This window comes from Devosia aquimaris, from assembly GCF_020169335.1.
Classification (GTDB): Bacteria; Pseudomonadota; Alphaproteobacteria; order Rhizobiales; family Devosiaceae; genus Devosia; species Devosia aquimaris.
Map to the genome: position 1 here is coordinate 2392537 of NZ_JAIEZN010000001.1, position 13295 is coordinate 2405831.

Here is a 13295-nt window from a genome sequence, read left to right on the forward strand (position 1 = left end):
TCAAGATGCGTCTGCTCATCATCGGGGCCCTGGAAGGCCAACTCAGCGAAGCCACCAAGATGGCCATGAACGGCGGGGCCAAGGTTGCCCACGCCCCATCGGTCGAAATCGCGCTGGCCGCCCTGCGCGCCGGGCGCGGCGCCGATCTGCTGCTGGTCGATGTGGTCATGGATATTGCCGGGCTCATCGCCGGCCTTGAATCGGAACGCATTGCCATCCCCGTGGTCGCCTGTGGCGTCGAGACCAATGCCGCCGCTGCCGTCAACGCCATCCGCGCCGGCGCCAAGGAATATATCCCCCTGCCCCCCGATGCCGAGCTGATCGCCGCCGTCATTGCCGCCGTCGCCCGCGAAAGCGCCGAATTCCTCTATCGCGATCCGGCCATGGAACGCGTGGTCAAGATGGCCGACCAGATCGCCGGCTCCGACGCCTCGATCCTGATCACCGGCGAGAGCGGCACCGGTAAGGAAGTCATCGCCAAATACGTCCACGCTCGCAGCAAGCGCGCCAACAAGCCCTTCATTTCCATCAACTGCGCCGCCATTCCCGAGGCGCTGCTGGAATCCGAACTCTTCGGCCACGAGAAGGGCGCCTTCACCGGCGCCGTCGCCCGCCGCATCGGCAAGTTCGAGGAAGCCTCGGGCGGCACGCTGCTGCTCGACGAAATCAGCGAAATGGACGTGCGCCTGCAGTCCAAGCTGCTGCGCGCCATCCAGGAGCGTCTGATCGATCGCGTCGGTGGCAGCAAGCCAGTGCCGGTCGATATCCGCATCCTGGCCACCTCCAACCGCAACCTCAACGAGGCCGTGCGCGAAGGCAGCTTCCGCGAGGATCTGCTGTTCCGCCTCAACGTCATCAACCTCAAGCTGCCAGCGCTGCGCGATCGCCCCGGCGACATCGTTGCGCTGTCCGAACACTTCGTCGCGAAATACTCCAAGGCCAATGGCCTGCCCCTGCGCATGCTTTCCCCTGATGCGCGCGCGGCGCTCCTGCAAGCCCCCTGGCCGGGGAATGTGCGGGAGCTGGAGAATACCCTGCATCGGGCAGTCCTGTTGTCTTCGGGCGTCGTCATCGGCCCCGAGGCCATCGTGCTGCCCGATGGCATGGGCCTGTCCGAAGTGGCGGCAGCGACATCGCTGTCGTCCCAGCTGGCGCAGACGGCCCAGTCCATGTCGGCGGCCCTGGTCGGCCGCACCGTGGCCGATGTCGAGCGCGACCTGATTCTGGATACCCTGGACCACACCCTGGGCAACCGCACCCATGCGGCCACCATCCTGGGCATTTCCATCCGCACCCTGCGCAACAAGCTCAATCAATATGCCGACGAGGGCACCAAGGTGCCCGAGCCCGGCGAACGGCGCTCCGTCGCATAGGACCTAGATGACCGACCTGCCCAGCGGCCGCGCCCATACACCCTTCAAACTGCCCACCCCCGGTTCGGTGGTGGACATGCTGCGCTCGGGCGACATCGCCCTGGCAGCGGGCGTCATGGGTCTCATCGTCATCCTCATCGTCCCCATGCCGGCCATCCTGCTCGATGGCCTGTTGGCGGTGTCCATCGTCTTTTCGGTGATGATCCTGATGACGGCGCTGTTCATCCAGAAGCCGCTGGAATTCTCGTCCTTCCCCACCGTGCTGCTGATTGCCACCATGCTGCGGCTGGGCCTTAACCTCGCGACCACCCGCCTGATCCTGGGCGAGGGTCACACCGGCACCCAGGCTGCCGGCCACGTCATCGAGGCCTTCGGCCATTTCGTCATGCGCGGCAACTTCGTCATCGGCGTGGTGGTCTTTGCCATCCTGGTGATCGTCAACTTCATCGTCATCACCAAGGGTTCGGGCCGCATCGCCGAAGTGGCCGCCCGCTTCAACCTCGACGCCATGCCCGGCAAGCAGATGGCCATCGACGCCGACCTCAGCGCCGGCCTGATCGACGAAGACACTGCCAAGCGTCGCCGTGCCGAACTGGAAGGCGAAAGCGCCTTCTTCGGCAACATGGACGGTGCGTCCAAGTTTGTGCGGGGCGACGCCATCGCCGGCCTGATCATCACCTTCATCAACGTCATCGCCGGCATCTTCATCGGCATGATGCAGGAGGGGCTTTCCGTCCAGGAGGCCGGCAACGTCTATACCCTGCTCACCATCGGCGATGGTCTGGTCTCCCAGATCCCGGCGCTGATCGTTTCCACGGCAGCCGGTATCCTCGTCTCCAAGTCCGGCGTTACCGGTTCGGCCGACAAGGCCCTCTCTGCCCAGTTCACCGGCTACCCCCGCGCCCTGGGCATGTCCTCGGCTGTCATGGGCCTGCTGGCCTTCCTGCCCGGCATGCCCATCATCCCCTTCCTCGCCATCTCCGGCCTCGTCGGCTATGTCGGCTGGCGCTCCGCCCGCACCAAGGACGAGAAGCGTCTCGACGCGGCCGCCAGCGATCTGGGCAAGGCTGCCGCACAGGGCGCCGGCGCCAAGCAGGCTGCGCCCGAGGAACAACCCATCACCGATAGTCTGCGCATCGACGAGCTCAAGCTCGAACTCGGCTATGGGCTGCTCAGCCTCGTCAAGGAAGACGAGAACGGCTCCGACCGGCTCACTGAGCAGATCAAGGCCCTGCGCCGTCAGCTGGCGACCGAACTGGGCTTTGTCATGCCGCCCGTGCGCATCCTCGACAACATGCAGCTCGAGCCCAATGCCTATAAGGTCCGCATCAAGGAAGTCGAAGCCGGCGCCGGCGAGATCTATGCCAACCAGCTCATGGTCATGGACCCCTATGGCAACAAAATCGACCTGCCGGGCCACCACACCACCGAGCCCACCTTTGGCCTGCCGGCCACCTGGATCGAGCCGGCGCTGCGCGACGAGGCCGAACTGCGGGGCCTCTCGATCATCGATCCCTCGACGGTCATTTCCACGCACCTCACCGAAGTGCTCAAGGCCAATGTCTCGGACCTGCTCAGCTACGCCAATGTGCAGTCCCTGCTCTCGGGCCTGCCCAAGGAACAGCAGAAGCTGGTGGAAGACATCGTCCCCGGCATGATCTCGGTTTCGGGCGTGCAGCGCGTGCTGCAGACCCTGCTCAACGAACGCATCTCCATTCGCGATCTCTCGACGATCCTCGAAGGCATTGCCGAAGTCGCCGGCCCCGGCCGCTCCGTCCAGATCATTGCCGAGCACGTGCGCAGCCGCCTGGCCCGCCAACTCTGCGCCGCCAATCTGGGCCCCGATGGCAATCTGCCGCTTTTGACCCTGGGCCCGCAGTGGGAGCGTGACTTTGCCGAGGCCATGGTCGGCGAGGGCGACAACCGCCACCTCGCCATGGCCCCCTCGCGCCTGCAGCAGTTCATCGGCGCTGTGCAGACGGCCTATGAGCGCGCCGCCCAGATGGGCGAACTGCCCGTGCTCATCACCTCGCCCGGCATTCGCCCGCATGTCCGCGCCATCATTGAGCGCTTCCGTCCCCAGACGGTGGTGATGAGCCAGAACGAGGTTCACCCCCGTATCCGCCTCAAGACGGTGGGCAGCGTCTAGCCATGGGCAGGGTGCGGCTGGAGGGTTATCTCGACGTCCCTTCAGATCGCATGGCGGCCGTCGCCGCAGCCCTCCCGGAGCATATCGCCCTGACCCAGGCGGAGCCCGGGTGTCTGGAATTTTCCGTTACCCCGAGCCCGGACATCATCGACCGCCTCATGGTGGCCGAACTCTTCGCCGATCGCGCCGCCTTCGAGCAGCACCAGGCCCGCGCTTCGGCCTCGCCATGGGCTCAGGTCACCAGGGGCATTGTGCGCCACTACACCATTACTGATGAGGACGACGCGCCGCGCTTTTCCGTCACGGACGTCGTGCGCCGTCGCGCCGTGTCGGAGGGTCAAGCCGGCCGCACCTGGCTCGCCAGTCTGGACCAGACTTTGGGGAGTCTCGAAAAGGACTGGGGCCTCACCATCGGTCCGGCTCTCCCCGGCGGCACGGCGGCTTTCGTGGCCGAAGCCACCACGGCAGAAGGCGATATCCTGGTCCTCAAGCTTCCCACCCCGGCCAGCACATCCGGACGCCGGGAGGCTGCCGTTCTGGGCATCGCCGACGGCCGTGGCTATGCGCGGCTGCTGCGCCACGATCCCAAAAGCGGCGCCATGCTGCTCGAACGGCTCGGCGCGCGGCTCGACAGCTTCGACATGCCCTACGAGCGGCAGGTCGATGCCCTCTGCGCCACCCTGCTGCAAGCCTGGGGCCCCGTCCCCGGCGACTTCGCGGGCACCACGGGCGCGCAAAAAGCCGGGGACCTCGCCAACACCATAGAGCGCCTCTGGGCCGAACTGGACGAGCCCTGTGCGCGCGCCAGCATCGACATGGCCCTGCTCTATTGCCGCGATCGCGCCGCCGCCTGGCGCCCGGAAAGCGCTATCCTCGCCCATGGCGATCCGCACCCGGCCAATCTACTGTCCGTGCCGGACAGCAATCCGACCCAGTTCAAGTTCATCGATCCTGATGGCCTGGCCATCGAGCCGGCCTATGATCTGGGTGTCGTCCTGCGCGGCCGGCACGAGGGCATCGCCGGCCGCCGGGCCCATGATTTCGCCCGCGGCAAGGCGCGCTACCTCACCTCCCGGACCCAGGTCGCCAGCGAAGCCATCTGGCAATGGGGCTTTGTCGAACGGGTGTCGACCGGCCTGCACCTGCTCGAAATCGGCGAAGACGCTGAAGCGGCCATCTTCCTCACTACGGCCGACGCCATCGCCAGCACGGCGGACTGACAGTCAGCGCCGGCACTCGTAGCGATACTCGTCAGACGCCATACCGCCAAAGAAGTCAGCATTCTCGGTCACCGCCACACGCGTGAAGCCCAGGGACTCCAGCAGCTTCGCGGACGCCTCGTTTCTGGTGTCGAGCGACGCGCCGATCACCTGCGTATCCGCATCGGCCCATAGCGCCGCCATGACCGCAGCACCCGCCTCGCGTGCCAGCCCTTGCCGCTGGTCAGGCAAGAACACGAAGTAGGCGATGTCCACCGTGCCATCAGCCAGGGCCGTCGCCTCGAACAACCCGCAATAATGCTCTTCTGTGCGGAAGGCCCAGTTGAGCCAGACGGCGCTGCCATCGGCGGGCCCCCGCCGTGATATCCGCTCAAAACGGGCCAGTACGTGGTCCAGACTCGCAGGCGGCTCTTGCGGAATGAATGCGTACAGCGCTGGCGCGCGGAGCCCGTCAAACAGTTCCGGTGCATGCGCGGGCGTTAGCGGCTCAAGGCGCAACCGGGGCGTGACAAGGACCGTCTCCGCCAGCACGCGCATGCGGGCAATAAAATCCACTAGCGCTCCATCAGCGCCAGCCGCGCGCTGAGCAGCACGAAGGCCCCCGCAAAGCTGCGCCGCAGCCACACCATCACAGACGGCCGCGAGATCACCTGGCTGCGCATGGCCGCCGCGAACAGGCCATAGGCCGCGAACACCACAAAACTCACCAGCATGAACACCGCGCTCAATTCGAGCATCTGCACCAGCGCATTGGGGGCCTGGGCTGGCACGAACTGCGGCAGGAAGGCGAAAAAGAAGATCGACAGCTTGGGGTTGAGAATGTTGATCAACACGGCTTCGACAATGACCTTGCCCACCGACTTGTCCGCCACATCGGCCTCGACGCTGAGCGAACCGGTCTGCCGCAAGGTCACCCAGGCCATGTAGAGCAGATAGGCAACGCCGAGGTATTTGATGATCTCGAAAGCCAGCGCGCTGGTGTGCAGGATGGCCGCCAGACCGGTGATCGCGGCCAGCATGTGCGGCACAATCCCCAGCGTGCAGCCGAAAGCCGCCCATACGCTGGCCTTGCCGCCACGCGCCAGTCCTGCGGCAATGGTGTAGAGCGCCCCCGTCCCCGGCGAGACAACCACCACCAGCGTCGTGATCAGAAATTCAATGCTCAAGCCTGGCGCTCCAGTTCAATCCACCGCGCCGCGACAATGGCGGCAATCACATCCATCGGCATGGGCCTGGAATAGACCAGGCGCACAGTGTCCTTCTTGTCGCGGTAAGGGCCTACCAGCGCCTCGAAATCGGCGTCCCCGACATAGACTGGATAGAGCCCTATATGGTTTTTCCAGGCGCCTGCATAGATCACGGGCCCCTTCGGCGCGTGCCAGGACGGCATGCCATATTTGATCGCTTCGGTGGCGCCAGGCGCATTGTGGCGGATCACCTCACACACCGCCCCAAACACGGCCTGCACACCGTCGGGCAATCCAGCGATGTAGTCACCGATGGTCTTGGCCGCCATTCACCCTCCTACCCTCCGGCGGTCGAATTGAACCGGCCAGGAGACGCAAAAGCTCCACAGTTGTGCAATAGTCATGCCATCAACGCATCCGCCATCAAAGGCCATCATGAAGCTTTTCAGCTGCGATCACTGTGGCAACACGGTGTATTTCGAGAACGCCGTCTGCGAACGCTGCGGCCATGGCCTGGGTTATCGTGCCGATCGCAACGCCCTGATTTCGCTGGTGGAGACCAACGGCCTCCTGTCATCCCCCGCTTTTCCGCAGGATAGCTACGTCTTTTGCGCCAATGCCCGTCATGGTGCCTGCAACTGGCTGGTGCCCGCCGCGCCGGGTGGCGACGTCTATTGCGCCGCCTGCCGCCACAACGAAACCATCCCGGCCATCGACAACCCGCTCAACCTGTCGCGCTGGCAGGTTATCGAACGCGCCAAGAAGCGCCTGTTCTATTCGCTCCTCCGCCTTGATCTGCCATTGGAGACGCGCAGCCAGAATCCAGCGCATGGCCTGTCCTTCCGCTTTCTGTCCGATGCCGACGCGGCGCCCGGAAGCAGTCCGGTGATGACAGGCCACGACAATGGCATCATCACCATTGCTCTGGCCGAGGCCGACGATGCCGAGCGCGAAGCCCGACGCGCCAGCATGGGCGAGCCCTATCGCACGCTGCTGGGCCATTTCCGCCACGAGATTGGTCACCACTATTGGGATCTGCTGGTGGCCAACGGGCCCCGGCTCGACGCGTTCAGGGCCCTGTTCGGCGATGACACACTCAACTATGGCCAGGCGCTGCAGACCTACTACGCCAATGGCGCCCCGGCCGGCTGGCCGCAGACCCATATCAGCGCCTATGCCACCGCCCATCCTTGGGAGGATTTCGCCGAGACATTCGCGCACTACCTGCACATCACCGACACGGTCGAAATGGCCGCCGCTTTCGGCATTCGCGCCCGCCCCGCCACACAGGACGAAAGCCTGTCCGCCCGCATCGACTTCGACCCCTATGCGGCCGCCGACGCCAAGACCATCGTCGACAATTGGGTGCCCCTGGCCTCCATGCTCAACAACCTCAACCGCGCCATGGGACATCCCGATGCCTATCCCTTCATCCTGACGCCGCAGGTGATCGACAAGCTCAGCTTCATCCACGATCTGGTGCATCACAGACATGGCTGAGCCTGCCGCCCCTGCGCCAGCCCCCTAGGCAGCGCGCCGGAGCAGCACTAGGCTGCAGCCATGTCACACACTCTGTCCGCCGCGCCGCCGGCCATTCTGATCGTCCCGCCCTTTTCCACGCTCTGCAATGCGGCCTTTGCGCTGCGCCGTGAGGTCTTTGTCTGGGAGCAACATGTTCCCGAAGCCGACGAGCATGACGCCGATGACCTCACCGCCACCCATTTCGTCGCCGTGCTGGATGGCGAAGTGGTCGGCACGCTCCGCCTCATTGACTACCCCGAGCACATCAAGATCGGCCGCGTCGCCGTACGGCTGGCCTTCAGGGGGCGCGGCATCGCCCAGGCGATGATCGCCGCCGCCATGGCGCACGCCCGCGCCCAGGGGTGCGACCGCTTCTACCTCACGGCGCAATCGGACAAGCTCGGTTTCTACCAGCGCCTGGGCTTTGTCGCCTTCGGACCAGAGTTTCAGGACGGCGGCATGCCGCATCGCGCCATGCGCACCTACGATCGCGACAGCGCACGCCTGATCGACTGAACAACGGACACAAAAAAAGCGGGCCTTTCGGCCCGCTTTCCAATTCTAGCGCTGCTGGTAGCCCTCAGGCGTCGGGGCGTGCCGCGCCGCGCACAGCATCCTGCACCTTCTCGAACGCCCGCACTTCAATCTGCCGGATGCGCTCGCGGCTGACGTCATACTGCTGGGCCAGCTCTTCCAGCGTCGCCGGATTGTCCTGCAGGCGGCGCGCCTGGAAGATCGCCCGTTCGCGCTCGTTGAGCACATCCATCGCATTGGTCAGCAGGCCCATGCGCTCGGTATATTCTTCGCTGTCGCCCAGCGCGGTTTCCTGGCTCGGGGTATCATCCACCAGCCAGTCCTGCCATTCCGACGTGCCTTCATCAGCCCGCATGGGCGAGTTGAGCGACGCGTCGCCGGACAGGCGCGCATTCATCGAAACCACCTCATCTGCCGTCACGTTGAGCGTGGTGGCAATCTGGGCGATCTGGTCGGGATGCAGCGCGCCATCTTCCAGCGCGGCAATCTGGCCCTTCACCTTGCGCAGGTTGAAGAACAGCCGCTTCTGGGCCGCCGTCGTGCCGATCTTGACCAGGCTCCACGAGCGCAGGACATATTCCTGAATGGCCGCGCGGATCCACCACATGGCGTAGGTCGCCAGGCGGAAACCCTTGTCGGGCTCGAAACGCTTGACCGCATGCATCAGGCCAACATTGCCTTCCGAGATGACCTCGGAAATCGGCAGGCCATAGCCGCGATAGCCCATGGCGATCTTGGCGACGAGCCGCAGATGCGAGGTGATCAGCTTCTGCGCCGCGCCGGGATCGGCATGTTCCTTGTAGCGCTTGGCGAGCATGAATTCTTCATCCGGCTCCAGCATGGGGAACTTCCGGATTTCCTGCAGATAGCGGCTCAAGCCACCTTCGGCTGAGAGCACGGGCAAATTAGTCTGGGCCATAAACGCACCCCTTTCGTGTTCCCCCGCACATGGGCGGGCAGACTCTGGTGGTCCACGATGTCCAATCCGGCCCATCGTAAGACTACGATGGATATATAAGCCCCACTTGGGCGATTGTAAGACCTGCCGGGTCGAAAAAATGTTACAAATTGGCAAGGCGGGCGACAGGCCCCAAACAGGCGCAGGCCCTAGCGGGCAAAGGCCTTGTTGAAGTCCTCGAGCGCCTCTTCCAGCGCCGCCAGGTCGGGCGGCAGCGGCGCCTCGAAGAACATTTCCTCGCCCGTCTCGGGATGCTCGAAACCCAGTTCAGCAGCGTGCAGCGCCTGTCGGCCGAGCGCCTGAATGGGGCCGGCAACCTCCGGCGGCAGCCTGTTGATCTTGGTCACATAGCCAGAGGCATAGACCGCATCGGCAACCAGTGGATGGCCAATATGGGCCATATGCACGCGGATCTGGTGCGTCCGCCCGGTTTCCAGCTGGCACTGGACGCGGGTGATGTCCCAGCCGGTGTCACCAAAGCGGGCTTCCACCATATAGTGGGTGATTGCCTCGCGTCCGTCCTTGCGCACGGTCTGCTTGAGGCGGTTGTTCTGGTCCCGGCCAAGCGGCGCATCCACGGTGCCCTTGGCCGTCTCGGTCGTGCCCCAGACAAAGGCAATATAGGCCCGGTGCAGCGGCCCGGTGCGGCCGTGGTCGGCAAACTGCGCCGACAGGTGCCGATGCGCCTGCTCGGTCTTGGCCGCGACCATCACGCCCGATGTATCGCGGTCCAGCCGGTGCACAATGCCCGGCCGCTTGACGCCGCCAATACCCTGCAGGCTGGCCCCGCAATGAAAGATCAGCGCATTGACCAGCGTGCCATCGGGCGAGCCGGGCGCGGGATGCACCACCATGCCCACCGGCTTGTTGATCACGATCAGATCGTCGTCCTCATAGAGGATATCGAGCGGAATATCCTCGGCCTGCGGCTCCGCGTCTTCTGGGGGTGGGGCAAGAAGGACGATTGTCTCCCCGGCACTAAGCCGGTATTTGGGCTCACTGACGATTGTCCCGTTGATGCTCACGGCGCCGGTCAGGATCAGATCCTTGATCCGGTTGCGGCTGAGCACGGTATGCACTTTGGCGAGCGTGGCATCGAGCCGTCCGCCGGCCATGTCGGCATCGACAACGACTTCAACCTCGTCGCCCTCGAACTCTAGTGCGGTATCTTCGGCCATGGACAATCCTAACGAAACTGGGCCCAGCGAACAAAAAGCGGATACTCCGCTCACGCCCGAAGCTCTTGCCATGCTGGGGAAGGCGCGCCGTTCGTTCGGTATTTCGATCGGCATTCTCTTGCTGGGCTTTATGGCGATTGGCGTTGCGCTTGTCTATCGCGTGATGCGCGACGCCCCGCCCCCACCCACTGCAGAAGCCATTGCCCTGCCTGCCGGCGCAACAGTCATCTCGTCGCAACTGTCCGACGGCGCGATCAACGTTACCTATGCGCTCGACGGCCAGACAGTCCTGGCCCTGTTCGATCCCGCCACCGGCACCCTGACCCGCAGCATCGCCATCACCACGCCCTGACACTCCCGGCCGCCTGAGAGTGCAGTCCCCTGGGAAACACGCTCCAAAGGCCCCTGCGTTCCGTCATTGCATGGCGCGTCCGGGCAATCCCTCCCCAGGGCCAGATCGACCACCCGGACAAGCCCGGTGGTGACACGGACTGAAATATGGAGTTGTCCGCCCCCCGCAGGCCAAAAGGCGGCGCCCAGGCTGCAAAGCTAGGACGCCTCCAGGGGAATAGGCGTCTCAGCGCTCCTGGATTTCCCGAAGCGCCGCCATGCGGTCCGACACCGATCCGCGCCGGCTCTTTGCGGCCGGAGGTGGCTCCAGCGGCCCCTCGTCGCCTTCGTCGGCAAAGCGCTGTACCCGATCAAACAGGCTCTCGGGTTCGCTGCTCTCCACCGGCGTGTCGGTATCCACCGCATAGACCAGCCGGCTGACGCTGGCAGCAATGTCGTTGAGCTTTTCGCGCAGATAGGCCTGCTCCAGCCGGTCGCTGTCCCAATCGGCCATGATGGTGGATTCAACGCCCGCCACGGTCTTGCGCAGGGCCTCGACCTCAGCCTCGAGGCTGAGCTTGTCGGCCAGCAGCGCCTCGACGCGGTTTTCCGACTTGGCCACGACCTGCCCGGTCTCGGCCAATATGGCGTTGAGCTGGTTCTCGGCACTTGCCATGCGCGCCTCGGCCGCGATCAGGGCCTCGGTGGCGGCAGCCTTGCTGTCATCCTGCCCCGCCAGCGCCGCGCGCATCTGGGCCATGGCTTCGCTGGTGTCGGCACTGCGACGATCCAGGCTCTCCAGCTGTGTCAGCAGGTCCTCGGCCTGTTCCTGCAGGAAACTTGCGCGCTTGCGTTCTGCCGCCAGTGCAGCGGACAGGCGCGTAATGTCCCGCACATAGTCGCCAGACAGGTCAGCCCCCTCCAGCTCGCCACCAGGCACCAGGCTGTCATTTGCCACCTCTGTGCGCAGGCTCAGCTGTTCGCTCAGCGCCGCACCATGCCGCTCCAGTTCAAGAATGCGGCCGCGCAATTCCGTTTCGCGCCGCTCCAGCTCCCGGGTTGTGGCAAGGTGCTTGTCGCGCTCAGCCTTGAGCGCGCCAAGGTCACTGCGCTTCTGGTTCACATCGCCCAGCTGCTCGGCCAGGCGCTTGCGCAGCTGCTCGACATTCATTTCCAGCCGGCGGGTCGAGAGCGCAAATTCGGCGCGCAGCTGGTCCTTGTCGGCGCGGAACTCGGCCATGGTGATGGGTGTCGCCGCCTCGATGCGGCGCTTGGTCAGCCGCACGGCGCGCTTCCACACCGATGGCATGATGATCAGCGCAAGCAGGCCTGCCACCAGCAGTCCAAGCGCGAAATACATCATGTTTTCGATAGGCATTGACCGGTCTCCGATCCGCGCAGCGCTGTGGCGCGGGTCACCTCTGGTTTTCGCAGCTCTGGGGCTGGCCCGCCATCATCGCCAATGATTAACCCTAACGCGACGGGACGGTCCAGTCACGACAATGCCGGACACTTGGCGCGCCCGGCATCTTCAGTTCACGCCATGGTGACCGACGGAGCGCCCAACCAGCCCTAGAAGGGGTTCCAGGTCGGCTCCGCGGTAAACTTGAGATAGCCAACATTGATCCCCAGCCGGGCCCCGACGCCCGAGCGGATCGGCACGATCACGACATTGCCGCGCTTGATCACCGTCATGCCGAAGCCGCCCACAATATAGGCCGAGCCGTCCACACCAGCGAAACGCCCCAGCACGTCCTGGATCTGGTTCAGGCTATAGACCAGCATCATCACTTTTGAGCCGTCGCCGCCCACGTCAAAGCCGATCGAGGGACCCTGCCAGTACAGATTGTACTCGCCGGCGTTGCGCGTATAGAGCACGCCCTCGCCATAGCGGGCGCCCGCGAACAACGCGCCGCCAGCATCTTCGCCCAGCACATAGCCATTGGGCAGGCCGAACTGGCTCACCGCCCGTTCAACCACAGAGGCCAGGCCCTGCGAGGCTGAGCCGAAAAACTGCTTGCCGCTGTCCACCAGCTCGGAGCCGGAATAGCTGTCGCTCAGCGATCCCTGGGCATGGGCGGCAGGCAGTGGCGCCAGCACAGCCGCAACCAGGGCAATGATGAGGGCGAAGCGCTTGAGCATATGACGTCTCCCGATGGGGTGGCTTTGGCAGCGATTGCAACACGGACGAACGAGGAGCTTAACTTTTCTGCGGCACACTCGTTCCAGTGTTGGGCCGATCCATGGTTTGAAGATGACGCAAACCTATAAACAAATCTTAACCATGCTTGCCTTTGTTTTGCCGCTTTTCGGCTTGGCCAGCGGCGGTTTGCAGCTGGCCCGGGCCCAGTCGGTCGTGACCTTGATCGTCACCGATCCCCTCACCGGGATCGCCATGTCGGGCATGGATCCCGTCAGCTATTTTACTGAGCCCGCGCCCCTCCAGGGTTCGCCGGATTATGAGTTCACCTGGAACAACGTGCCCTGGTATTTCTCGTCGCCCGCCAATCGCGACGTGTTCTCGCGCGCGCCCGAAATCTATGCCCCCCAGTTCGGCGGCCATGACGGCATGGGCGTGGCGCGCGGCTTCCTTTCCGACGGCGACGCGCGCTTCTTCGCGCTCTTCAAGCAGCGGCTCTACCTGTTTTATTCAGCATCCAACCGTGAAGCCTTCCTGCTGGCGCCCGATGCTGCCGCCACTCAGGCCGAAGCCCGCTGGCCCGAACTGGCCAAAACCCTCTCGATCAACTGAACTTCCTGTTGGCCGCGCGACTTGGCACGCGCTTTTTGCCTCCAATGTTAACCCGCACCGATTAATGTCGGGGCAACTGATTCTTTGCCGACG

At 64.4% G+C, this 13295-nt stretch carries 14 protein-coding genes; 7 read left to right on the forward strand and 7 right to left on the reverse strand.

Translation table 11 applies throughout. The annotated features are described in order from the left end of the window. The first annotated feature begins 5 nt into the window (after positions 1-5). From flbD to K1177_RS11475, 3 genes are read left to right on the forward strand one after another with little or no spacing between them, the layout of a single operon-like run. Positions 6-1373, forward strand: coding sequence for a sigma-54-dependent transcriptional regulator FlbD (gene flbD / locus K1177_RS11465; RefSeq protein ID WP_224703426.1), 1368 nt, complete (start codon positions 6-8; stop codon positions 1371-1373). Between the two features lie 7 nt (positions 1374-1380). Next, positions 1381-3522: a flagellar biosynthesis protein FlhA gene (gene flhA / locus K1177_RS11470; protein WP_224703427.1), complete on the forward strand. Its 2142-nt coding sequence runs from the start codon at positions 1381-1383 to the stop codon at positions 3520-3522. 2 nt (positions 3523-3524) lie between these two features. Beyond that, complete coding sequence (locus K1177_RS11475) at positions 3525-4742, forward strand: aminoglycoside phosphotransferase family protein (RefSeq protein ID WP_224703428.1); 1218 nt, start codon at positions 3525-3527, stop codon at positions 4740-4742. 3 nt (positions 4743-4745) lie between these two features. Here the strand turns inward: K1177_RS11475 and K1177_RS11480 are convergent, their stop codons facing one another. From K1177_RS11480 to K1177_RS11490, 3 genes are read right to left on the reverse strand one after another with little or no spacing between them, the layout of a single operon-like run. Continuing rightward, a complete protein-coding gene (locus tag K1177_RS11480; RefSeq protein ID WP_224703429.1) occupies positions 4746-5297 on the reverse strand; it encodes a GNAT family N-acetyltransferase in 552 nt (183 codons plus the stop codon). Further along, positions 5297-5908, reverse strand: coding sequence for a LysE family translocator (locus K1177_RS11485; RefSeq protein WP_224703430.1), 612 nt, complete (start codon positions 5906-5908; stop codon positions 5297-5299). Before K1177_RS11485 ends, K1177_RS11480 begins: the two co-directional genes overlap by 1 nt. Next, positions 5905-6258: an iron chaperone gene (locus K1177_RS11490; RefSeq protein WP_224703431.1), complete on the reverse strand. Its 354-nt coding sequence runs from the start codon at positions 6256-6258 to the stop codon at positions 5905-5907. The genes K1177_RS11485 and K1177_RS11490 overlap by 4 nt, the downstream gene beginning before the upstream one ends. Positions 6259-6364: 106 nt before the next feature. Here K1177_RS11490 and K1177_RS11495 point away from each other — a divergent pair, with 106 nt between their 5' ends. Both K1177_RS11495 and K1177_RS11500 read left to right on the forward strand, forming a co-directional pair. Continuing rightward, entirely contained in the window at positions 6365-7429 is a 1065-nt protein-coding gene (locus K1177_RS11495) for a zinc-binding metallopeptidase family protein (RefSeq protein WP_224703432.1), read from the forward strand. A 60-nt stretch (positions 7430-7489) separates the two neighbouring features. Continuing rightward, entirely contained in the window at positions 7490-7966 is a 477-nt protein-coding gene (locus K1177_RS11500) for a GNAT family N-acetyltransferase (protein ID WP_224703433.1), read from the forward strand. A gap of 64 nt (positions 7967-8030) precedes the next feature. On the opposite strand, the gene rpoH is transcribed toward K1177_RS11500, so the two are convergent. Next, entirely contained in the window at positions 8031-8903 is an 873-nt protein-coding gene (gene rpoH / locus K1177_RS11505) for an RNA polymerase sigma factor RpoH (RefSeq protein ID WP_224703434.1), read from the reverse strand. 188 nt (positions 8904-9091) lie between these two features. Continuing rightward, positions 9092-10120 (reverse strand): RluA family pseudouridine synthase, encoded by a 1029-nt coding sequence (locus K1177_RS11510; RefSeq protein WP_224703435.1) that lies wholly within the window; start codon positions 10118-10120, stop codon positions 9092-9094. A 70-nt stretch (positions 10121-10190) separates the two neighbouring features. Between K1177_RS11510 and K1177_RS11515 the strand changes: the two genes are divergently transcribed. Then, positions 10191-10472 (forward strand): DUF6476 family protein, encoded by a 282-nt coding sequence (locus K1177_RS11515; protein ID WP_224703436.1) that lies wholly within the window; start codon positions 10191-10193, stop codon positions 10470-10472. A 225-nt stretch (positions 10473-10697) separates the two neighbouring features. On the opposite strand, the gene K1177_RS11520 is transcribed toward K1177_RS11515, so the two are convergent. Both K1177_RS11520 and K1177_RS11525 read right to left on the reverse strand, forming a co-directional pair. Next, positions 10698-11828: a coiled-coil domain-containing protein gene (locus K1177_RS11520; RefSeq protein WP_224703437.1), complete on the reverse strand. Its 1131-nt coding sequence runs from the start codon at positions 11826-11828 to the stop codon at positions 10698-10700. A 194-nt stretch (positions 11829-12022) separates the two neighbouring features. After that, positions 12023-12592, reverse strand: a complete 570-nt coding sequence (locus tag K1177_RS11525; protein ID WP_224703438.1) for a DUF1134 domain-containing protein — start codon at positions 12590-12592, stop codon at positions 12023-12025. A gap of 112 nt (positions 12593-12704) precedes the next feature. Between K1177_RS11525 and K1177_RS11530 the strand changes: the two genes are divergently transcribed. Continuing rightward, positions 12705-13202, forward strand: coding sequence for a YHS domain-containing (seleno)protein (locus K1177_RS11530; protein ID WP_224703439.1), 498 nt, complete (start codon positions 12705-12707; stop codon positions 13200-13202). Positions 13203-13295: the final 93 nt, after the last annotated feature.